The organism is Pontibacter ramchanderi (assembly GCF_002846395.1).
Classification (GTDB): domain Bacteria; phylum Bacteroidota; class Bacteroidia; order Cytophagales; family Hymenobacteraceae; genus Pontibacter; species Pontibacter ramchanderi.
In genome coordinates this window covers 1,015,280-1,038,653 of the sequence record NZ_PJMU01000001.1, presented here as the reverse complement: position 1 = coordinate 1,038,653, position 23,374 = coordinate 1,015,280, and the positions used below count along the sequence as shown (strand labels likewise).

Annotated in this window: 12 protein-coding genes; 7 read left to right on the top strand and 5 right to left on the bottom strand. The window is 52.1% G+C overall.

The window, feature by feature from the left end; genetic code table 11:
• The first annotated feature begins 53 nt into the window (after positions 1-53).
• Positions 54-710 (top strand): response regulator transcription factor, encoded by a 657-nt coding sequence (locus BD749_RS04415; protein ID WP_101443144.1) that lies wholly within the window; start codon positions 54-56, stop codon positions 708-710.
• A 36-nt stretch (positions 711-746) separates the two neighbouring features.
• Here BD749_RS04415 and BD749_RS04410 read toward each other — a convergent pair whose 3' ends face one another.
• Both BD749_RS04410 and BD749_RS04405 read right to left on the bottom strand, forming a co-directional pair.
• On the bottom strand, positions 747-1,025 hold the full coding sequence (locus tag BD749_RS04410; RefSeq protein WP_101443143.1) for a hypothetical protein: 279 nt from the start codon (positions 1,023-1,025) through the stop codon (positions 747-749).
• A gap of 146 nt (positions 1,026-1,171) precedes the next feature.
• Positions 1,172-5,992 carry a PAS domain-containing protein gene (locus BD749_RS04405; protein WP_101443142.1) on the bottom strand — a complete coding sequence of 1,607 codons (4,821 nt, stop codon included), beginning with the start codon at positions 5,990-5,992 and terminating at the stop codon, positions 1,172-1,174.
• Between the two features lie 475 nt (positions 5,993-6,467).
• On the opposite strand from BD749_RS04405, the gene BD749_RS04400 reads away from it, so the two are divergent.
• Together BD749_RS04400 and BD749_RS04395 are read left to right on the top strand one after the other, a co-directional pair.
• On the top strand, positions 6,468-6,809 hold the full coding sequence (locus BD749_RS04400; RefSeq protein ID WP_101443141.1) for a hypothetical protein: 342 nt from the start codon (positions 6,468-6,470) through the stop codon (positions 6,807-6,809).
• 206 nt (positions 6,810-7,015) lie between these two features.
• Positions 7,016-7,933, top strand: a complete 918-nt coding sequence (locus BD749_RS04395) for a cyanophycinase (RefSeq protein WP_101443140.1) — start codon at positions 7,016-7,018, stop codon at positions 7,931-7,933.
• Positions 7,934-8,201: 268 nt separating this feature from the next.
• On the opposite strand, the gene BD749_RS04390 is transcribed toward BD749_RS04395, so the two are convergent.
• On the bottom strand, positions 8,202-8,663 hold the full coding sequence (locus BD749_RS04390) for a DoxX family protein (protein WP_101443139.1): 462 nt from the start codon (positions 8,661-8,663) through the stop codon (positions 8,202-8,204).
• Between the two features lie 165 nt (positions 8,664-8,828).
• Between BD749_RS04390 and BD749_RS04385 the strand changes: the two genes are divergently transcribed.
• From BD749_RS04385 to BD749_RS04370, 4 genes are all read left to right on the top strand, one after another.
• Entirely contained in the window at positions 8,829-9,431 is a 603-nt protein-coding gene (locus BD749_RS04385; RefSeq protein ID WP_245868704.1) for a TetR/AcrR family transcriptional regulator, read from the top strand.
• A gap of 166 nt (positions 9,432-9,597) precedes the next feature.
• Positions 9,598-10,932, top strand: a complete 1,335-nt coding sequence (locus BD749_RS04380; RefSeq protein WP_101443137.1) for a TolC family protein — start codon at positions 9,598-9,600, stop codon at positions 10,930-10,932.
• An 18-nt stretch (positions 10,933-10,950) separates the two neighbouring features.
• A complete protein-coding gene (locus BD749_RS04375; RefSeq protein ID WP_101443136.1) occupies positions 10,951-12,096 on the top strand; it encodes an efflux RND transporter periplasmic adaptor subunit in 1,146 nt (381 codons plus the stop codon).
• Between the two features lie 35 nt (positions 12,097-12,131).
• Entirely contained in the window at positions 12,132-15,326 is a 3,195-nt protein-coding gene (locus BD749_RS04370; RefSeq protein WP_101443135.1) for an efflux RND transporter permease subunit, read from the top strand.
• Between the two features lie 349 nt (positions 15,327-15,675).
• On the opposite strand, the gene BD749_RS04365 is transcribed toward BD749_RS04370, so the two are convergent.
• Complete coding sequence (locus BD749_RS04365) at positions 15,676-18,999, bottom strand: SBBP repeat-containing protein (RefSeq protein WP_394341662.1); 3,324 nt, start codon at positions 18,997-18,999, stop codon at positions 15,676-15,678.
• A 474-nt stretch (positions 19,000-19,473) separates the two neighbouring features.
• Positions 19,474-23,259, bottom strand: coding sequence for an outer membrane protein assembly factor BamB family protein (locus BD749_RS04360; protein ID WP_101443133.1), 3,786 nt, complete (start codon positions 23,257-23,259; stop codon positions 19,474-19,476).
• Between the last annotated feature and the right edge of the window lie 115 nt (positions 23,260-23,374).

The following is a 23,374-nucleotide window of genomic DNA, read 5'->3' as shown; positions in this document are numbered from 1 at the left end:
GATTGCGTATACTAGATTGGCTGCGTAGACAGCCTTTATGAATAGCTATACCTATGTTAGCAGAGAAAATAAGTTTGATTATTGCGGAAGATCATGTTGTGCTGCGCCAGGGACTCAAAGCACTTTTGGAAAAAGATACGGATCTGGAAATAGTGGGAGAAGCTGAAAACGGGCGCGAAGTGCTGGACATGCTGGCAAACAGGCACGCGGATATTGTGCTGATGGATGTGAACATGCCTGTGATGGACGGCTTTGAGGCGACGGCCCAGATTCGCAGCAACTTTCCGGATACAAAAGTGATTGCCCTTTCGATGCACAGTAACATGCCTTTCGTGCAGAAGATGCTTGACTGTGGAGCGGCCGGCTACCTGCCCAAAACCGCCAACAGCAATGAGTTGAGCGCTGCCATTAAACTAGTGGACAGTGGCACACGCTACATCAGCGGAAACCTGTCCATTGAGTTGCTGGAGCAATCGAAAATGAAAGAGGAGCACCGTTTCCAGAAACCGGCCAATGACAAAGGCTTGTCGAAGCGGGAAGTGGAAGTACTGGCTCTTGTGGCAGAAGGCTATACCAATATGGAAATTGCCGATAAGCTCTTCACCAGCCGACGCACCATCGAAACGCACCGCCAGAACATACTGGAGAAGACACAGGCCAAAAACACGGCTAACCTGATCAAATACGCGGTCGAGAACGGCATCATCTAGCACCAGCGGTCAGGTATAGCTGATGCCTCTTTTCTGTCACTTGTTTTTCATTCTGTTCAGGCAAGCATGTGCACTCAGCAGGCTTTTGAGCATGTTGTAGTTACTGGACCGATAAGAGACACACTCATTGCTGTTGAAAAAGGTCATCAGGGTTTGGTGCAGATCATGCGGCAGTACCACTTCGGTTTCAGCGCCCTGCTCACCTTCCTGCAACAGCATGCCTTTCCCGTTCAGACGGATACTAAAGGTGACACCGATGTTCTGTCTGACCTTCTCCTCATGCTCCAAAAGTATTTTCAATACATCGCTATCCATTGGTTAGTAATAAGAACAGGTTATTTGCCCTTTTCCGGTGGGTATAGACCGGATACTAATATCAGAATGTATTTTTTTTCCTCCTTCAGTACTATTACTCAAAAAAATGGACTACGTATTTTACCATTTCCACCTAAATATAGGTGCTAAAGCGGCAAGGTAATTTTTACCTGTGTGCCCTGTTCGGGAGCGGTACTGGTGCTGAAAGTACCGTTCAGCAGTTCCACCCGGTTTTTGATGGAGCTAAGCCCGATCCCTTTTGTATGAGAAACCGAAGAGTCGAAACCACGTCCATTGTCCTCGGCAATAAGTATAAGGCGCTGGCGCTGTGCTCGGAGCAGCAGGCTGGCCTCGGTGGCATTTGCGTGACGGATGATGTTGTTGGCCATTTCCTGGGCAACGCGGTACACCACAATTTGGAGGTGTTGGTCCAGTTTCTTCGGTAAGTTGTATACCAGGCATTGTATCTGCAGCGTAGGGGTGCTGAGCATATTCCCGATTTCCTTAAAAGCGGTCTCCAGCCCGAACTGTTCCAGCAGGGCAGGGGCGAGTTGGTGCGACAAGCCCCTTGTCTGCCTGATGGCCTCATCGAGTATCTGATCCACCTGACGAATAGGAGCTTCTGAGTTGGCTTTTTTGGGCTTTTGGGTGAGGTAGTGGCTTAGGTGCAGCTTCGCTGTATACAGGATCTGCCCAACGCCATTGTGCAACCCTTCCGATATCCTTCTTCGCTCTTCCTCCTGTGCGTCGAGTATCGCCAATAAGTTGGTTCTTTGCTGCTCAAGGCGCATCTGCAGGTTTTCCTGCTCCAGCTCTTTCAGGTCGTTAATGTCCTGCACCACGCTGATGAAATGGGTTGGCTTGCCTGACTTATCACGACTGAACACCTTGCCACGGCTCCGGTACCAGATGGTTTTGCCCTGATCGGTCACGCGGTATTCCAGGGTATGGGCTTCCTGGTCGGAGGCTGTTCTGAACTTGTTGATGTACTCCTGTAACTTTCTCCGGTCCTCCGGATGGGATCGGCTCATCAGTTGCTTGTAGCCAATTTGGAGTGTCTGGTGGTAACGGTCGTTGTTGCCGGAGTAGGGGCTCTGGTTCACAAAATCGACTTTATTTGTACCAAGGTTGAAGATCATGATAAAGTCAGGGGTGGCCTCCGTGATTTGCTCGGCGAAAAGTTTGCTCTCGTTAAGCTCCCGTGTTCTTTCGGCCACCTGCTGCTCCAACGTCAAATTCAGGTGATGCAGTTGTTGTTCAGCCTGTTTGCGCAGTGTAATATCCGTGAAAATAACAGCTACTTTGTGTTCGGCAGGGTCACCGATCCGGAAAGCGTAGAGTGAGAAGATGCGGTGCAGTGCCTGGGAAGACTCCTCAAAGCGAAGCGGCACTCCCGTTTGAGCTACCTGGTTGTATATCTCCATCCACTTCGGTTCAATGTCAGGCGCCAACTCGCGGATGGTCCTACCCTGGGCGTCGTACAGGCCGTTGTTACGCTCAAAAGCCTGGTTTACCTGCAGGTACCTGAAGTCGACGGCCTTGCCTGCCTCATCGTAGATCATCTGGATAATGCAATAGCCTTCGTCAATCGAATTGAACAAGGTACGGTATTTCTCTTCGGACCTGGCCAGGGCCTCTTCTGCTTTCGCTCTTTCAACGGCAGCCCAGGTACGTTCGGCCGTTTCTACGGCAATACTTATTTCTGATTGGGTCCACTGCCTTGGTGTGGACTTCACCACACACAGAATCCCAACGGCATTTCCATTCTTAATCACCGGTACATCTATGAAAGATATCACCTGCAGTTGAAGGCATAGCTGCCGCAGTTCATCATCCAATATGTTAGAATCGGCAGCATTGTGAACAACGAAGGGGACAGCATCGTCAATCACTTTTCTAAAGATCGCAAAACTGCCTAACGGGTATGTTCCAGCAACTGTTGGCAATCCTTCTTTTCTGGCATCACGCCTGATGATAGAGTGGTCTCCTTCAATAGTACAGTAATAGCAGCGGTCTGCACCAAAGTATTCCATCGCAACAGCAGTAACTTTTTCTTCTATCTCAATGGCAGCGTCAGCGGAGCGAAGCGTATCATTTAATTTCAGCAAATAATCCTGCTGTCTTTCCCGTTGTTTACGCTCGGTAACGTCCTTCATGACAGCTAGCAGCCGTTTCCCTGAACCATCATCCACTCGGGTGACGAACATCTCCAGCGCCATACCCTGAGGGCCACTTTCATGCTCAGCGCGCATCGATTCTCCCGTCTCCAGCACCCGATCGTAGTCATCGTACCAGTCTTCCGCCTCATTGGGGAAATTGTCGCGGATAGACTGCCCACTCAGGTCAGGAATGCTAAACATGGCCTGCATAGTTGGGTTCATGGCAATGTAACGGTAGTCGCGAAGCCCATCTGTTCGGTTTGGAATCCGTTCAAAAAGACACACTCCTTCATCTACTGAATCAAACAGTGTGCGGTGGCGTTCCTCGCTTTTGCGTAAGGCCTCTTCTGTTTTTGCTCTTTCTGCCGTAACCCAGATCCGTTCCGCTACGACTTCAATCAATTCCACTTCTTCTTTTGTCCAAACTCGCGGCGTGACGGTTGCTCCGGCAAGCGACCAGATCACGTTTTTTTCGCCTTTTCGAACACGGGCGCAAATGAACGCCTGCAAATTTGCTGCATGAAGTGATGTTCTTTTTAAATCAGAAAGTCTAACGTCGTTATCAATGTCATTGAAGACAATTGTTTTGTCTTCGATCTGCCGAATTGTCTCAGGAAAATCAGACATCCGAACTTCGCCTAGCATAGATGAGAGGCTGTCTTTTCGATATTCCGCTCTGACCACAGCACGATCATCAACAGGATATAATACAAAAACATAAGCTCGGTCCAGCTTCAAGAATTCAGCGAGCATTCGCAAGCCGGTTTCTTCAATAGCCTTCTCGTCAGACAGGTTTCGTAAATTGTCGGAGAATTTCAATAGAAACTCCTGTTGTAGGTCTCGCTGTTTGCGTTCGGTGATGTCTTCAAAAAGATTAGCTATTACATGGCTTCCCGGTCCGCCAATTCGGGAAGTATGCGTACGGTACCACTGCCTAGCACCGGCATGGTAATTTTCGTAGCGCAAGGACTTACCTGTTTTTACGACGCTATCGTAAGCGTCGAGCCAGTACTGATCTGAAGGCACAATTTCGCTGCCTAGCTTGCCCGCCACATTTTTCAGGCCGGTAATTTTTTCATAGGCCGGGTTTACTTCCAGCAACCTCAGGTCCACAGGTTTACCATCGGCATCATAGATCATCTCTATCACCGAAAGCCCTTCATCCATTGTATTGAAAAGCGCCTGGTATTTGTCAGTCGCCTTTTGGGCTACTTCATCCTTCAGTCGAAGAATTTCCTGTTCTGATTTTTTACGCTCCGTAATGTCGACTGCTGTGGCCACCAGTCCATCATCCATTTTTACTCCTTGTAAGTGAAACCAGAGGTCTTTTCCTTTCAGGTTGATTTGCACTTCGTTGTCAAGCTTTCTACCTGTCTCGACCACTTCGCAATACTTCTTGAATATAATGGTGTCTCTTATAACTGGCAAAGCTTCTGAATACCGTTTCCCTGAATGGTCGCTGACTGCATATTTACTTGCCGCCTTGTTTACCAACTGAAACTCAAAGTCTGCGATCTTGCCTGACGCGTCGCGCACTGCTTTGTGGTAGGCAATCGGGTTTAAGGATACATCGAACACAGTCTGAATCAGCTCCTTGCTTTGCACGAGCGCTTCTTCAGCTTTTTTGCGCTCGGTTATACCGTAGTAGGTTACCAGCAGATTCTCCTTTACCCGGGTAGCGTATACCTGCGCCCAAACATCAAAGCCATCGAAGTCGATATGGGTTTCGCCACTCCAGGTGCCGCCCTCGGTTGCCACCTGGATGTAATACTGGAAAAGTTCTGTTCGTTTCACACCCGGAAATTCTTCAGCAAAGCGTCTGCCCACTAACGCGCTGCGGTTTACTGATTTTAGTAATTGGTCGTTGGCATAGAGGTATTCAAAATCGTAAATGGTGTCGGTTTCGTCAGGTATAGGTCTTAACAGCATGATGCTGCTGGCAGTATTGGCCAGTACCATTTGCAGTTGTTCCTGGAAGGCCTGCAAGGACTCCTTTGTGGTTCTGAGCTCCTGCTCAGCTTGCTTGCGTTTGGTGATATTCCTGGTGGTAGTGGCCACGCCGTCGCCGAGCTTGACCGTTGACTGGTAGAACCAGCCGTCGAACTGCTCGTGCACGTAATGCCGTTCACTCTGGTCAGGTATGCCCGTTTCCACCACGCGCTTAAAGGTGTCGAAGATACCTACGCCCACAACACCCGGGTTCTGCTCCAGCAGATTTTTGCCCAACACATCCCCATATATTTCTTCAGAGGTACGGTTATTCAAAATCCACCGGAAATCGATGATTTCGCCGCTCTCGTTGCGCACCGCTTCAAACACCTGAATCATGTCCAGTGAGCTGTCGATGGTGGTTTGCAACAGCTGGTGGCTTTGTACTGGCTCTGGCACTGTTTTTACCTTTTCTGTTGCATCTTCCAGCTTGTGTATGATATAGAGTACCAGCCCCTTGTCGTCGAGCACAGGTGTGTTTAGTATCGTACGGTATCCTTTTAAACAGCAGCCTGTATTAGTTGGGGCTGGCATGTAGTACTGTTGCAGCTGCAGACGGTGAGGCTGCCTTGTGCGCAACACCTTTTGCAGGGAACATACCAGTTGCCTTATGGCGTCGGCTTCCATACCTGGCGCACTTTCAGAAAGCATTTGGGTGATCGACTTGCCGGTAATGTTTCTGCGAATGGTGTGTGTGGCAGCCAGGTAAGCGTCCGAAGCGGTCAGGACCTGCAGCTCTGGCGATAGAATCAGGTATAGGTCCGGCACTTTCTCAAATGCCTGAATAACTACCTGAGGAAGGTTAAAAGAAGAGGTCATAAGTAGGGAGGGAGAGTATCAGGTATAATGGATGAAGGCTGGATTGTTCTGCTGCCTTACCAAACTACTAATTACAGGGTGGATGCGCAAACGGCCAATAGTTCCGGACCGTCACAAGAAACCAATCAAGCCTAAATCCCTGCGTTGGCAGCCTGTTTTGACCGACTGGGTGCAAATGGCCTGATGTGGTTTGATTAACTGTGTTTTTGTAAATTAAATATTTGAATTTCAGGTGTTTATGGTATATGGTAAATGGCTGCTGTTATAAAAAGTATACGAGTGCAGTAGCTGGTTGGTAGTAGTAATTACGTAGTAGCATCGGAAAACCCGTAATTTTTCAAATTAGCCTGTATAATGAAACAGAAACGCGGCTCCGCACCAGCATATAGCGTATAGCTAGACAAAACGCGACACCACAATAGACATTTGTCCGGAAGGAAAGTGTCATTCACTCACCCTGAAAATTTCTTAAGCCATGACGCACAAAAGGCTTCTGCTTCTGAACGAGCTACAGGAATTAGCGATGGGCCTGCCGATGGGGAATAAACTCTTGTTGAAACCGGTAGGCAGTATACTGACATGCCAGTTTGTAATGGGAGGTCTGGTAAGCTATTTGGTCGAAGTTAGGAATGAGCTTCTCATGGATACCTTGTTGCAGAAGGGGGTGGAAGGTATAATTGAAGGGGAACACTATAGTGCTTTTATCTACGGTTTCGAAGGAATGGCCTTGCGTGTGAAAGCTCAGTTACTGTTTAAGGAGTTGGATTTGGAACAGACTGAGCTCAGTAGCGCTTACCTGCAGGCCTTTGTTGCCTAGCTGAGGAGGCGTACGGTAAGCAGATAGCGCATACGCAACTACAGCTGTGCAAGCGCCGTGGCTTCGAATTGGTAAAAGAGGAAGTGGTCAAAAGCCAGGCAGGGAACGCTGCCTGGCTTTTGTGTATACAGCTCACTTCCCAAACTTATGTAGTCATATAAGTATACATACTGCTGATAAACAGCTTTATAAAACCTTGGTTAGGTATGGCAACAGCAAGTAAATCAACACATAAAAAGGCGCAGCAGTTAGGTCTGGCCATACCCAAAGGCACACTGCTGGCAATAGGCGGCAAAGAAAGCAAAAGCCAGGAAGAGCGACCGGATTCACAGGAAGAGAACACCAAATTTATAAGCGAGCAGATTCTGAAGCGCTTTGTAAAGGAACTCTATGGCAAAGATCCGCTGGTACTGGTCGTTCCGGCTGCCTCCAGCGAGCCTGAGCCCGTTGCGAAGGAATATGTGAAGCTATTCAAAGAGCTGGGCATCAAGAGAGTCGAGGTAGTGGACATCAGAACCCGAGACGATGCCAAGGATCCCGAGAAAATAAAACAGGTTGATGCAGCGGCGGGCATCATGCTGACAGGCGGTGACCAACTCCGGCTAACCTCTATACTGGGCGGCAGCCCTTTCCTGGAGCGCCTAAAAGAGCGCTACCTAAACGAAAAACTGGTGGTGGCCGGCACCAGTGCGGGAGCATCGGCTATGTCAACCAACATGATCTATAGGGGAGAGGCACAGGGGGGCATGCTCAAAGACGAGATGAGCTCCACCGCCGGGCTCGACCTGCTCAAAAACGTTGCCATTGATACGCATTTTATTGACCGGGGGCGGATCATAAGAATGGCCCAGGCCGTGGCCCAGAACCCGGGCTGTATAGGTATAGGTCTCGAAGAAGACACGGCCATATTGGTGAAGAATGGGATAGAGGTGGAGGTAGTTGGCAGTGGACTGGTCACCATTCTGGACGGCATGGATATCAGCAGCACAAACATTTACGAAATAGAATCCGGTGACCCCTTCACCATTTACGACCTGAAGATGCACCTGCTGGGCGATGGCAAAACGTATATTATACCTGCCTTTAACAAAGAAGCAAATGCCGGGGCAAAATCGGCAGCCTGAGCATGAAGATGCTGCATTTCTTCATGCAGCCGCCTTCTTTGCAGGACCAGAACCGGGCAGCCCGGAACTCGGCCGACATACTGTAGCACAGCAGATTAAGGTGGGTGGCCAATGTCATGGCACCTACATTTTTCATTAGACATCCGTCTAAATGATCTATGAAATTGCCTCCAGGACCCCTTAGCCAAGTAAGACCCGTGATTTTAAGTTTACTGGCGATGCCTGGAAATGGCTTTTCTGTACTGCTAACTAATGTGCTGCAACTATCCTATACCGTTGGCTCCGCTCGTCTTTGCCGCAGCACCTTGTTATCGATAGAGTAGCGGCCCGGGCCCTTGATCATAAAGAATAGAATGAGCGCCGTAATGGCCAGCGAGAGCACCAATTCGGCATTGGTCAGGCTAATGCCATCGTGCTGCGGGTCCACAATCAGCAAAGCGCCTACCAGGATCGGGATCTGGCACAGCAGCGCCAGACGCGTGAGCAAACCAGATGCGATCATCAGGCCGCCCACCACATGCACCATGCTGGTAAGTAGATGGGCTTTGCCGCCAGTGAGCACCTCCTGGACCGAGCCGAAGAGGTTGAACACGTCGGTGGTGTGCTCCAGGAATAGGGCCCCCTTTACGAACAGAAAAAGACCGAGCAAAATTCTTAGCCCGTCCATCCAGACCGGGTTGTTGGCGCTATTGATGCGGCGGGTTTGGCGAAGTTGGTGAGTAAGTGCCATGGCTACAAGGGTTTAAATAAACAAAAAGCACTATAGTTATATTTACGAGAACAGGTACCATCCCGGTTATTTACAAAGCCCTTCAAAGTCGTCTGACGGATTAATTCCGCTTTTTGCCGTAAGAACTTTCACAATTGTAGCTACAACTGTAGCTTTGCAAACCGAATGAACGTTCAATTGGGGAAGGCAGCTATGGAGCAGATGTCGGACAAGAAGACGGCTATTTTTAAAAGTACAATGGAGCTGGTCAGGGAGAATGGCTTCCACGGTACCCCTATGAGCATGATCGCCAAGCATGCCGGGGTAGCGGCAGGTACCATTTACCACTATTTCGAAAGCAAGGAGCAATTGATCTGCGAGCTGTTTTGCTATGCCCAGCAGCAGGCCGTTGCAGTCGTGGAACGGGAAACCTCAGTTAACGAGCCCTTTAAAGCATGCTTTTTCAAGCTTTGGATGGGTCTCTATACCTTCTACCGCGACAACCCGGATCTGCTTAGGTTTTTCGAGCAGTTTGTGAACTCGCCTTACCAGGCCACCATGCCTCCGCTGGAAGAGGACAGGTTTTATAGCCTGTTATTTGCCTTTCTGGAGCAGGGCGTCCGCGAGAGGGAACTGAAAGAGGTGAGTCCGAAAATACTGGCCATGCTCACGCACAGCAGCATCCTCTCCATAGCCAAAACGGCGGCCAGCGGCAGGCTCAGTTTCAACAAGAAGGAGTTGCAGCAGATACAGCAGCTCCTGTGGGACGGTATTGCGCGTAACCATTAGCCGGCTACCTGTACGCAACAGCAAATACCCTTTGTAGATGTATAACCACTAACCACAAGCGCAACAAATGAAACATGAAAGAAAAAACTAAAACGGCGGCAGAATTATCAGTTGCTGCATCTGCACGTTTAATACTCAAACAAAAAGCTGAACACCAATACCATACATGAAATTTAACACATACTTTAAGCACCTGTTGGTCGGTTGCCTACTGGTTCCCGGCGCCCTCTTCGCGCAGGAAAGCAGGAGCGTGGCGACAGCCGACAGCCTGACGCTGGAGCAGGTCGTGAACTATGCACTGGAAAACACGGCAGCCATGGAACAGGCCCTTATCGACGAACAAATCGGAGAGCGGGAGATCAGAGCCAGTCTGTCAGGGTGGTTTCCGCAGCTAAACGCCAACTTCGGGGGCACTTACAACATCAGGAGGCCGCAACAGCCGATCGGGGGCGAGATCATCACCTTCGGGCAGAAATACAACTCCAACATCGCGCTGCAAGCCACCCAAAGCATTTTCGACAACAACCTGTTCCTGGCCTCCAAAGCATCCCGCTCCCGCAAACTCCTGCTGGACCAACAGGTGACCGACACCCGCATCAACACGGTGGTAGAAGTGAGCAAGGCCTTTTACAACGTACTGCTCACACAGGAGCAGCTCCGCATCCTGGACCAGAACATCTCCCGCCAGGAAAAGCAGTTTAACGATGCCCGCAGTCGCTATGAAGTGGGCCTGGTTGACAAGACTGATTACCAGCGCGCTTCCATCACACTGGCCAACATTCGGTCGGACCGCAAACGGGTGCAGGAAAGTATCAAAGCCAACATTGCCTACCTGAAGCAACTGATGGGCTACCCCGTGGAGCAGGACCTGAACCTGACCTATGACTACGGCCGCATGGAGCAGGAAGTGCAGGTAGACACGACCGAGGTGATCGCCTTTGACAGAAGAATAGAGCTACAGCAACTGCAGACGCAGCGCGACCTGCTGAAGCTGAACACCGCCTACAACCGCTGGAGCTTCCTGCCGACTGTCTCAGCTTTTGCCAACTATAACCTGCTGTACTTCAGCAACGAATTCGCTAACCTGTACAACCAGCACTTCCCGAACTCGTCGGTAGGTATACAGGCCTCGATCCCGATCTTTCAGGGCACAAGAAGGCTGCAGAACCTGAAGATAGCTGAGCTGCAGGAAGACAGGTTAGATAGTCAGATTGAAGATGCCCGCCGGGCCATTAACACGGAATACCAGACGGCGCTGGCCAATTACAAGGGCGATTACACAGAATGGCGCACGGTGCAGCAAAACCTGGTCGTGGCCGAAGAGGTGTACGAGATCATCAAGCTGCAGTACGACGAGGGGGTGAAAGCCTACGTGGACCTGATCGTGGCGGAGACCGAACTGCGTACCACTCAGATCAATTATTACAATGCCCTATACAGTGTGCTCTCCAGTAAACTGGACCTGCAGCGCGCCCTTGGAAACATAGACATCAACCGATAAAATCAGAAAATCAGGATAATGAAAAATAAGTACACCTGGCTGTTTGCAGCCATCATCAGCCCAACTTTGCTTGTGTCGTGCGGCGGTGAGGATGCCGGACAGCAACAAATGAACCCGATGGCCACGGCCGTTCCGGTGAATACGATACAGGTAAAGCAGCAAAGCGTGACCGGCCGCGACACTTACCCCGGCACCGTTGTGGCGCTGCAGGAAGTAGAGCTGCGCCCGCAGGTATCGGGCTATATCACCAATATTTTCGTGCAGGACGGGCAGCGCGTAAAGAAGGGGCAGAAACTCTACGAAATAGACCAGAATAAATACCAGGCAGGTATACAGCAGGCGCAGGCCAGTCTGCAGAGCGCCAAGGCAAACCTGGCTCGTGCCGAAAAAGACCTGGAGCGCTACGAGCGCCTGGCCGAGCGCGACGCCATCGCCCGCCAGCAGGTAGACTATGCCCGCACCGAGGTGCAGACCGCCCGTGCGCAGGTGTCTGCCGCCCAGGCACAGGTACGCAGCGCCTCCACCGACCTCAGCTACTCTGTGATCAATGCGCCTTTCAGCGGTACCATTGGCATTTCGCAGGTGAGGATAGGGGCGCAGGTATCGCCGGGGCAGCCCTTGCTCAACACCATATCGTCTTCCGACCCGATTGCGGTCGATTTTGTGATCAACGAAAGTGAGCTGGGCCGCTTCACCAACCTGCAGCAGGGCAAGCAACCGGATTCACTCTTCACCATCAGCTTCAACAATGGCGAGCAGTACAAGCACAACGGTAAGCTCGTTGCTATCGACAGGGCCATTGGCCGCAGCTCCGGCACTACCACGGTGCGCGTGCAGTTCCCGAACCCGGACGAGAGACTGATACCAGGTATGACCGTGAGCCTGAACGTGCTGAACCAGGACCTGGGTGAGCAGATCGTGATCCCATACAAGGCTGTGACAGAGCAGCTGGGCGAGTACTACGTGTATGTGGTGCAGGGCGACTCGGTGGTGCAGCAGAACGTGCAGTTGGGAACCCGCGTGAGCGCTGACATTGTGGTGCGCGAAGGCCTGAAGGAAGGACAGCAGATCGTGACCGAAGGTATACAGCGGCTGCGCCAGGGGGCCAAGGTACAGCTGGGTGGGCCTGAGCAGGGGCAGCCACAAGCAGGAGCCACTAAATAATTGATGACAAGTCTTTCAGAAGATTATACGCTATTATGATTTCAGATGTATTTATAAGAAGGCCCGTCACCGCCATGGTGATCTCGATTGTGATCGTGTTGGTGGGTGTGCTGGCCATGATGAACCTGCCCGTAACGCAGTACCCGGACATTTCGCCGCCCACGGTATCGGTTTCGGCGAACTATACCGGCTCCGACGCCCTCACGGTAGAGCAGTCGGTGGCCACGCCGGTCGAGACGCAGATTAACGGTACGCCAGGTATGGCGTACATCACCTCCACCAACACCAGCACCGGCCAGATGAACATGTCCGTGACCTTTGAGATCGGGACCGACATTGACATTGCGACACTGGATGTGCAGAACCGGGCCAGCATTGCGCAGCCGACGCTGCCGGAAGAGGTAAGGCGACTGGGGGTGACAGTGCGAAAGCGAAACCCGAGTATCATGATGGTAATCGGTATCTTCTCGCCGAACCGCACCCACGACATTCAGTTCCTCGACAACTACACCAACATTTACATCAAAGACGCGCTGATGCGTGTAAGCGGGGTGGGGGATATTACTTCCATCGGGCAGGACTTCAGTATGCGCCTTTGGCTGCAGCCCGACAAACTGGCCCAGTATAACATTGGAGCCAGCGAGATAACGGCGGCCATACAGGAGCAAAACCTGCAGGTGGCAGCTGGTACAGTGGGTGGTGCGCCGCAGTATAGCACACAGGCCTTTCAGTACCCGATCACGGTGACGGGCCGCCTGCAGACCCAGGAGGAGTTCGGTAACATCATTGTGCGCACCAATCCGGCTGATGGCTCCATCGTATACCTGCGCGACGTTGCCCGCATTGAATTCGGGCGTTTTGACTACGGACGGCAGTCCAAGATCAACGGCAACCCGGCTACCATGATGCTGCTGTACCAGGCACCGGGCAGTAACGCCCTGGAGACGGCCGAAGGTATATACGCTGCGCTGGATGAGCTGAAAAGGTCTTTCCCGGCCGATGTGGACTATGTGGTTTCGTTTGAGACGGTATCGGTGGTGCAGGTGTCGATCAACGAGGTAGTGATGACACTGATAGAGGCCCTGATCCTGGTGATATTGGTGGTGTTCCTGTTCCTGCAGAGCTGGCGCGCCACCCTGATCCCGATCCTGGCTATACCTGTGTCTATTATCGGTACCTTCCTTTTCTTCATTCCGCTGGGCTTCACCATCAACACGCTCACGCTCTTCGGATTCGTGCTCTCCATCGGCATTGTGGTAGACGACGCCATTGTGGTGGTGGAGGCTGTGCAGCATTACATCGACCATGAGAAGCTGTCGGCAAAAGAGGCTACCCGCAAGGCCATGAAAGACATCACGGCGCCGGTTATTGCCATTGCCCTTATCCTGGCGGCGGTGTTTATACCAGTGGGATTCATACCAGGTATAGTAGGCCGGCTTTACCAGCAGTTCGCCATCACGATCGCAATCTCTGTATTGATCTCTGCTTTTGTGGCCCTTACGCTCACGCCGGCGCTCTGTTCTATTATGCTCAAGCCGATGAACGTGAACAAGGACTCGCGGGGCATCAATAAGTTTTTCTACAACTTCAACAACTGGTTTGCCCGCACCACCGACAGATACTCTGTGGGGGTGCGCAAGAGCATCAAGGCAACGCCGCTGGTGCTGATCATACTGGTGTGTTTGTATGTGGGTACTTTCGGGCTTTTCGTGAACAAGCCAACCGGCTTTATTCCTACTGAAGACGAAGGTCGTATGTTCGTATCGGTAGAGTTGCCGGAAGGTGCCTCGATGACCCGAACAAACGAAATACTGGAGGAAATTGGCAAGCAGCTGGGCTCTGTGGAGGCGATCCGTAACTATACCTCTGTGGCAGGTCTGAACGCGATCAACTTCTCGTTTAAGTCGAACAGCGGTACTTTCTTTGTGCAGTTGGAGCCTTGGGACCAGCGGCAGGATGAGGCTTCGCACCTGAACGGGGTGATGGCCGAAGTGCAGCAGAAGATTGCAGGTATAAAAGAAGCCAACGTGCGTCTGGTGGCGCCTCCGGCTATACCTGGCCTGGGTGCTACGGGTGGTTTTACCTTTGTGCTGCAGCAGCGCAGAGCTGGTGACGTGAAGGAGCTCGAGCAGGTGATGGGCCAGTTCCTGGCTGCCGCTAATGCCCGCCCTGAGATCGGGATGGCCTACAGCTTCTTCACGGCCAAAACACCGGGCTACCATGTGGATGTGGACCGCGAGAAAGCCAAGCGGCTGGGTGTGAACGTGGCCGATGTATACGCGACCATGTCAACCTACATGGGTAGCCGCTACGTGAACGACTTCACCCGCTACGGCCGTAACTTCAGGGTTGTGGCCCAGGCCGATACCGCCTTCCGTATGGACATTGAAAGCCTGAAGCAGTTCTACGTGATGAACAGACAGGGCGAAGCCGTTCCGTTGAGTGCTTTGGTTACTTCCCGTGTTGTAGAGAACGCGGCGGTGATCTCACACTACAACCTCTTCCGTTCTGTCGACATCAACGGCAGCGCAGCACCGGGCTACAGTAGTGGTCAGGCGCTGGACGCGCTGGAGGAAGTGGCCGCAGAGGTATTGCCTGCCGGTTATGGTTACGAGTTCACCGGCCTGAGCCGTGAAGAACGTGCGGCCGGCACGAGCACCATCTATATCTTCTCGCTTTCCATCCTACTGGTGCTCCTGTTGCTGGCGGCGCTGTACGAGAGCTGGTCCGTGCCGTTCTCGATCCTGTTTGCCATTCCGCTGGGTATGTTCGGCGCTATTCTGGCCCTCACGCTCCTCCCTAAGCTGGACAACAACGTGTATGCCCAGATCGGTATGATCACCCTGATCGGTCTGGCGGCCAAGAACGCTATCCTGATCGTGGAGTTTGCCAAGGAACGCGTGGATCGGGGTATGGAGCTGATCGAAGCGACCATAGAAGCCGTGAAGCTGCGTCTGCGCCCGATCATCATGACCTCGCTGGCCTTTATCCTAGGGGTGGTGCCGCTGGCGCTGGCCTCGGGTGCCGGCGCCATCTCGCGCCAAACCATTGGCTGGGTGGTGATCGGCGGTATGCTGGCCGCCACGTTCCTGGCCATTTTTGTGGTGCCGGTGCTTTACGTAGTGATCACCCGCATCGCCTACGGTAAGAAAGGGCTGGCTGAGCTCCGTGCCAAAGGCGGTACCATGCCGGGTGACGACGGGGGCGATCCAGCTTATGTGAATACCTGATTTTTTGACAAAGGACTATTAGACCAAGGGCAAAAGACTTTTTGACCCAGTATAAAAGTAAGCCCCGGCCAAACGGACGGGGCTTTTTTATACCTATACCAGTTGGATTCTGATGGAGGCTGCCTGCTTAATTGTCATCCTGAAAAGGCTGCTTCAGGTATAATAAGAGCACCCTTTTTATGCTGTATTTTTCGTTAGCCTCGAGTCACTTGCTTGTACCAGTACTAATCATTGATCTGGAATGTGTAATCAAAGTGTGGCAGGCAGAAGCTACTTTCTCCGTTTGTTATCCAAACAGCCAGTAATGTCTGTACTTTAATGACTATTGGTATAAATGGTTAAAAGGTGTTTATTTTTCAACAATAACTTTTGCGGTCTGCACCTCGGATCCGGTGGAGAGCCTGATGAGGTAGAGTCCCTGCGGTAGCCCCTCAGCCACCAGCTCGTGCTCGGTCCTGCGGCCGGTTCGGGCCGAGCCCTCGGCCACTTTCCTGACCAGGGCGCCCTTCAGGTCGTAGAGCTCGAGGCTGTAGTCTGCGTCACGCTCGGGGGTAAAGGAGAGGGTGGTGCTCTGGGAGAAGGCAGTGGGGTAGGCGGTGAGCCCCTGCGCCTTTGGCTCCACTGTGGCAGTGGCAAACAGGTCGCTGACGCTCCTGATGCCTTGGCGGTGGATGACGATCGAGCCGCGGTCGATCTGCTGGCAGGCTGGGGCGTTGAGGTCCTGGCCGGGGCAGGCCAGCTGGTTGTCGTAGAGCGTCTCGCCCCGGCTGCCGTCCTCGCGCAGCACCCAGATCACCAGGCGCAGGCGGTCCTCCTCCCTGGGCTTCTCCAGCTGCCCGTCCACGGCCGAGACCAGATAGGCCAGGCGGCGCGGGTCGGTCTCCGGCCCGCCCGCGGCGCCTCTTCGGGTCAGCTTGCCGGTGCCGGTGAAGTAGGCCCTGTCGCCGGCGATGACCAGCGAGCCCTCCTCCACGGAGGCGGCGCGGAAGGTGTGGCCGCTCTCGAGTGCGAGCAGCAGGGTTCCCTGCACCGGGCTGCCCGCGCTGGAGCGGGGGGTGCTGGCGTAGCGGGCGGCGAAGGCCCACCAGGCGCTGCCCCCCTGCCGCATGAGCTCCAGCTCAGGGCGAAGGGGCGAGTCGGACCAGCCCCCGCCGGTGACAAAGCCGGCTGCCGGGTCGTGGACGAAGACGTACCTGGTGGCCGTGGTGGCGGGGCAGCTCTCGCCGGAGGAGTAGGAGACGCTGATTTTGTAGACCTCCGGCTCACGCGGCCAGTCCACCCTGATCGAGGAAGTGCCCTGGCCGGAGAAGTCGCTGTAGAGGTTGCCTTCAGGGTCTGTGATACTCCAGGCAAGGGAGGTGGCGCCGGGGGCGGCGAGGGAGTAGGCCGCTTTCGAAAGGCCGGCCGAGACGGTGCTGTAGCCCGAGACGGGGGCTGCGGCCAGCGCAGGGCACGCCCCATCCTGGCTGTACTTTACGGTCAGGAAATCGAAACCGGTGTCAGGATGTTGACTGTAGCCACTGACAATCACATTGCCAAAGCCGTCGAGGGCCAGGTCTACTCCTCTGGCACTGCTAGCTGCATAGCGCTCGATCCATATTTGTTCTCCTGTAGCTGTATGGTAACGCGCAGTTATCATACTATGATTCGGTTCATCGGGATTACTATTGCTATAGCTGAATCCGGTAATATAAAGCCCTCCAATGTTGTCCACACTCATCGCTGTGGGAATATTGAATCTTTCATCGGATGGGTTGGAATAGTTGTTCCACTCTAGTTCACCTGAGCTGGGCTTCAGCCGAATTGTAACAAAGTTAGATCCCTTGCCTTCGGTCCAACCGGTTACGTAGATACCGTTTTCCTCATCTACAGCAATGGCTGTAGCTTTATCTGCATGCCCGCTGCTTACATCATAGTGCTTGTCCCATAATATTTTTCCAGTAGTAGTTTCGAAGCGAACTATGGCATAATCATCACGAGTGGAGCCAACTATATATACACTGCCCTCTGTGTCTAGAGCCAAATTGCTAACGTCATCGTAGCTGTTGGAGTCACCATATAGGTTTACCCATGTCTGCTTTCCGGATGCTGCATCATAACGTATAGTTGCAATATCCTGGTTACCCAGATTATTGCTAGTAACTCCTGTTATAAAGACACCACCCGACTTATCAATGGCAATAGCTCTAGGAAAATCATAATTGAAATCAGGGCCGCTGAAGTGTTGGGACCAAATTAGTTCTCCTGTTGTTGCATGGTACTTGATGGTTGCATAATCAGCGCTATACTGGGAAAGCTCACCGCTGTAACTGTATCCGGTCACATAAATCCCATCTGCGTCGTCTACTGCTACATCTACAGCTCCATCCATATCTCCGGCTGGACCATCGTATAGATTGGCCCAAGTCTGTTGCCCAGTTACAGCATCATACCTGATGGTGATAAAGTCTTCTGCTATGAAACCACTTGGATCATTGCCATAACTCTCGCCCGTAACGTAAACTCCGCCTTTATTATCTATAGCAATTGCTCTTGCACTAGCGTACCCACTGTATCGCGTTGCCCACAACTGTTCTCCAGAGGGAGAGTATTTAACTGTAGCTATAGTGATAGGACCTGATCCGGGGAAGGAGCTCGAGCCTGTGACGTAGGTATTACCTTCTGTATCCACAGCTACAGAGACAGGAAAGTCGAAAGTATGACCGGTTCCGTCATATCGACTGACCCAGCTTTGTACTCCTGTGGCAGCAACATACCTGATTGTTACTATATCACTATTGGCAACATCTGTATTGGTGCCCGTTACGTATAGTCCATTGGCTTCATCAAAAGCAAGTGCTGTAGCAGTAGCGCTTTTGTAGCGTTGCTCCCATATTTTGTTCCCTGTACTGGCTTCGTAGCGAATCGTAACGGACTCTCCTTCATTAGAGCCAGTTACGAATACGGCCCCTGCTTCATCAGCGGCTATTGCGATACCCTGACTCCGTGCATCTTCAGAGCCTCCATAGCGCTGAACCCACTTCTCCTTTCCGGAAGCAGCGTCGTATCGGATAGTTGTTAAGTCCTGGCCAGCGTCATATGAGTTGCTATTACCGCTTGTGCCTGTTATGTAAACCCCTCCAGCCTTGTCAAGGGCAATAGCAATTGCCTGATCATTGCCTTTGGCAGGTCCATCATAATACACAGCCCAGGATAACTCTCCTGTATTCAGGTCATACCGCAAAGTCGCATAGTCGGTACCATCATCAATAGGTCTCGTACCGGTTATGTATACTCCATTTTCGTCTACAGCCAGTGCGGTAGTTATCATTGAGCTGCCAGCCGGGGCACTGTACTTTCCTATCCATATTTCCTGACCAGTAGCATTATACCTTATGGTAGTGTTCGATTGATCGCTTGTTCCCGTTACAAATATGCTTCCATCTGCACCAATAGCAATAGCGCTTGCAACATCATTGCTGCCAGTAGGGTTATCGTACCGCTGTACCCATGTTTGTTCTCCTGTTGCTGCATCGTAGCGGATAGTGGCATAGTCAGAGCTAGAGTCATATTCACCAGGTGCGCTGTTACTACTACCTGTCACGTAAACACCGCCTGCTTTATCAGCCGCAATGGAAACGGCATAGTCATCTTTCTGTGCAGGACCATTGTAATGTTGTATCCAAGTCTGCATTCCTGTAGCGGCATCGTAACGGATGGTCGTGTAGTTAGCAGAAGATACATCAAATTCTTGAATCCCACTTGTTCCCGTTACATACACTCCACCTACATCATCAAGGGTAATGGCTGCGCCCTGAACAAATCCCTCTGCCTGCGTTGACCAAAGCAGCTCTCCGGAAGGAGAGTATTTCATAGTAGTCATCTTGTACATATAATCTCCTACACCACTGTTGCCAAGTACATAACTGTTGCCTTGCGCATCCACGGCTATAGCTTTTGCATAATCGTGTGTAGTTGAAACTCCCTCATAACTTTTTGCCCACTCCAGTGTCGGCTGTTGGGCCAAGGCCGCTATGCTGAAGGGGTAGAGGAGGAGGATTGCGTATAATAATTTTGTTCTCATAACGGATATGGTTTGGTAAATAGATCTCTTGCGGGCTCAACCGACGAATAATTCAGATAGCAGCAGGTCCGGCGATAGCTCGTGTTATTGTTGCACGATGATTTTTGCGGTCTGCACCTCGGATCCGGTGGAGAGCCTGATGAGGTAGAGTCCCTGCGGTAGCCCCTCAGCCACCAGCTCGTGCTCGGTCCTGCGGCCGGCTCGGGCCGTGCCTTCGGCCACTTTCCTGACCAGGGCGCCCTTCAGGTCGTAGAGCTCGAGGCTGTAGTCTGCGTCACGCTCGAGGGTAAAGGAGAGGGTGGTGCTCTCGGAGAAGGCGGTAGGGTGGGCCGACAGGCCCCCGCTCTCTGCCTGAAGGCTAGCGGCAAGCAGACTGAGCTCGCTCTTCAAGCCCTTCTTGTGGATGGTGATGTTGCCCCCACTAATAGGCTGGCACGCTGGGGCGTTGAGCTCCTGCCCGGGGCAGGCCAGCTGGTTGTCGTACACTACCTGGCCCCGGCTGCCGTCCTTGTTGACCTCCCAGACCAGGATACGCAGCCGGTCAGGTTGCCTGCTCTTTTTGCCTTTGCCTCCCTTCATGTCCCCGTCCACGGCTGATACCAGGTAGGCGAAGCGACGTTGGTCAGCGGTCATGCTGCCCGAATTGTCGGTGCGGGTAAGGACGCCAGTTCCAGTATAGTAAGCCCTGTTGTCGGCTATCACCAGTGAGCCTTCGGTCGTGTTGGTGCTGCGGAAAACATATTTATTACTCTCCAAAAGCAGCATGAGAGAGCCCTGCGTCTGCACCTGCTGACCTGCCTTATACTTGGCACCGACTCCCCAATAGGCCTTGCCTTCAGTGCGCATCCACTCATGGGCCGGGGCAGCGGGGGAGTGGGTCCAGCCCCCGCCGGTGACAAAGCCGGCTTCCTCATCAAAAACATGTACATAGGTAACTGCCTTCCTGGCAGAACAGTCTTGGCCTGCGCTGTACGAAACACTCACCTTATACATCTCGGGCTCCGAAGGCCAGTTAACCCTGATCGCAGCGGTGCCTTGTCCGGTGAAGGAAGTGTAGGTTTTACCTTCAGGGTCTGTGATGCTCCAGATAAAGGCGGTAGCACCAGGGGTGGAGAGGGAATAGGTGGAGTTATCAGTGCCTACTCTGACTGTGGAGCCACCACGGATGGCGGCATCGGGCAGGGTGGGGCAGATAGTTTCCCGACTGTACTTCTGGGTGAGGAAGTCGAAATTTGTCTCGGGCGAGTAACTGTATCCGGTGACGATCACATTGCCGGTACTGTCCAGGGCAAGATCTACTGCCCTATCATCGCTGCCTGCGTCATAGTGCTCGACCCACACCTTCTCTCCAGTATAGGAGTCGTAATGAATAATCATAAGGTCAAAGCCAGTGTCGCTGCTGTAACTGTGACCACTTACATAGACGCCGCCCTTATTATCAATAACCATGGCAGAGGCATGATCTAAAGATCTGCCAGATTCTTTGTAGCTGCTCGCCCATGACCTCTCTCCTGTGCCCGACTCATAGCGGATAGTTGTGTGTTCGGAAAAGACCAAATCACCTTCATCGCTATAGGTGAAGGTATTGCCGGTGACAAAAAGACCTCCCTGATCATCTACTGCAATGGCCACAGGCTCAGCAGACGCCTCCTTTGGTCCTTCTTTATAGTGTCTGGCCCAAATCTCCTCTCCCGTAGCTGCGTCATAGCGAACGGTAGCGTAGCTGCTATTAGTGTAGCCACTGAAGCCTGTAACATAAACTGAGCCTCTGTCGACCGCTATGGCAGTGGCTAAATTATCGTTGCTATCAGGTCCGTCGTAGTGCCGGATCCAGGCTTCTTGCCCTGTAGCAGCCTCATAGCGAATAGTAGTGTAAACTGTATTTGTAAATGTGCCATTTATACTGTACCCGGTGACGTAAATTCCACCATGATTATCGGCAGCGATAGCAGTGGCCCGATCATAACCATTTTCAGGTCCGTCGTAAAGTTTAGTCCATGTCTGCTCCCCTGTAGCGGCATCGTAGCGAATGGTGAGAAAGTCGGGAGAAGTGTCATCGCTGTCTCCGTCACCAAAATTATAACCGGTAACATAGACGCCACCGACGCTGTCAACAGCAATGGCAGTGGGCATACCAGTTTCAGAATGGCTGTCAGGCCATTTATATAGGCTTTTCCAGACCTCTTCTCCCGTGTTAGCATCATAGCGTACCGTGACGGTGGTTGAGCTTGCTTCGTTATGTCTTAAACCAGTGACAAATACGCCCCCACGGTTATCGACAGCAAGGGCAATGGCCTTAGAGTTCTCTTCAACCTGCCTCACCCAAAGTTGTTGCCCGGTTGGGGAGTATTTCACAGTAGTGATCCTTTCAGAACCATCCTTTGGGCTAGAGCCAGTCACATAGCTGTTTCCTTTTGCATCCACTACCACTGCAAACGCGATGTCAGAGGTATTTGTAACTCTGTTATAACGATTAATCCAAGTCTCTTCTCCGGTTTCGGCGGCATAGCGTGCAGTGACATAGTCAAGGTCAAAAGTAGTATTAGTGGCGATGTTGGTGCCAACGATGTATACTCCCCCTTGATTGTCAATGGCAATAGCACTGGCTTCTGTTCCGAAAGAATGAAAAGAATCTATGTGGTTAACCCAATCCTCCTGCCCTGTAGCAGCGGAGTAGCGAATGATAACATATTTAGCATCAGGTGAGTCGCTTTCGTACCTGTAGCTGTAGCCAGTAACGTAGACACCTCCACGGTTGTCAACGGCGATGTCCATGGCTTCGTCAGAGTTGTTGTCGGGCCCGTTGTAATGGCGAACCCATACTTCTTCACCGGTGGCGGCGTCATAGCGGATGGTAGTGTAGTCAGCAACAAATTCCCTGCTTCGACTGTAGCCGGTAACGAATACTCCTCCTGAGTTGTCTACGGCGATAGCTCCAGCGATGTCGTCGTCGCTATCAGGACCATCGTAGCGCCTGGCCCAGGTTTGCTCTCCTGTAGCTGCATCAAAGCGGACGGTAAGGTAGTCAAACGTAGGGTAGCTGATATTGCCATAGTCTCTTGTTTTAATGTAACCAGTTATATAAACTCCACCTTTATCGTCAACAGCGATTGCTGTTCCAATGTGGTCGCTATTCTCGGACTCATTATATTGGCCGATCCAGGATTCCTCACCGGTAGCCGCGTCATACCGAATAGTAGTAGCTTGATATACGTAGTCTTCACTGTAGCTTCGGCCGGTGATGTAAATTCCACCTCGGTTGTCTGTGGCAATGGCCGCGGCCACGCTTTGCCTACCGCCCAGGTCCTTGTAATGCCGCACCCAAGATTCCTGGCCTGTGGCAGCATCATAGCGAATTGTGGTGTAGTCGGAGGCCATGTTGGGGTCGCGGCTGTAACCAGTGACATAGACACCACCCAAATTATCAACGGCAATAGCGGCCGGTTCGTCACGACCACTACCGGGGCCGTCGTAACGACTAGTCCATGTTTCTAAGCCTGTGGCAGCATCATAGCGAATGGTGATAAAATCGGAGCTGGACTCGCTATTGAACTTCTTACCCGTTACAAAGACACCACCAGCGGAATCCACGGCGATGGCCACGGCCTCTGAATAATCCTTTACCAGCACTTCCCAAAGTTGCTCTCCAGAAGGTGAATATTTCACTGTGGCAATCCAGCTAAACTCACTCGTACCTGTCACATAGCTGTTCCCCTTCGCATCCACAACCACCGCTATTACTCTATCCAAAGTATTATCTTTCCCGTTGAAGCGCTTGGACCACTCAAGCGTTGGCTGTTGGGCTGTTACTGTTGTTACAAAGCAGCAATTCAGTATGATCAATAGCAGGAAGTGTAATTTTAGTTTCATAGCTGGGAATGTTAAAATAATTGAAGCTTGATAAGGTGATGCAGCCGAATCTGTACGTTGTAGGCTAAGTGGTAGCCTGTGTCATTATTGCACGATAACTTTCACAGTTTAAAAC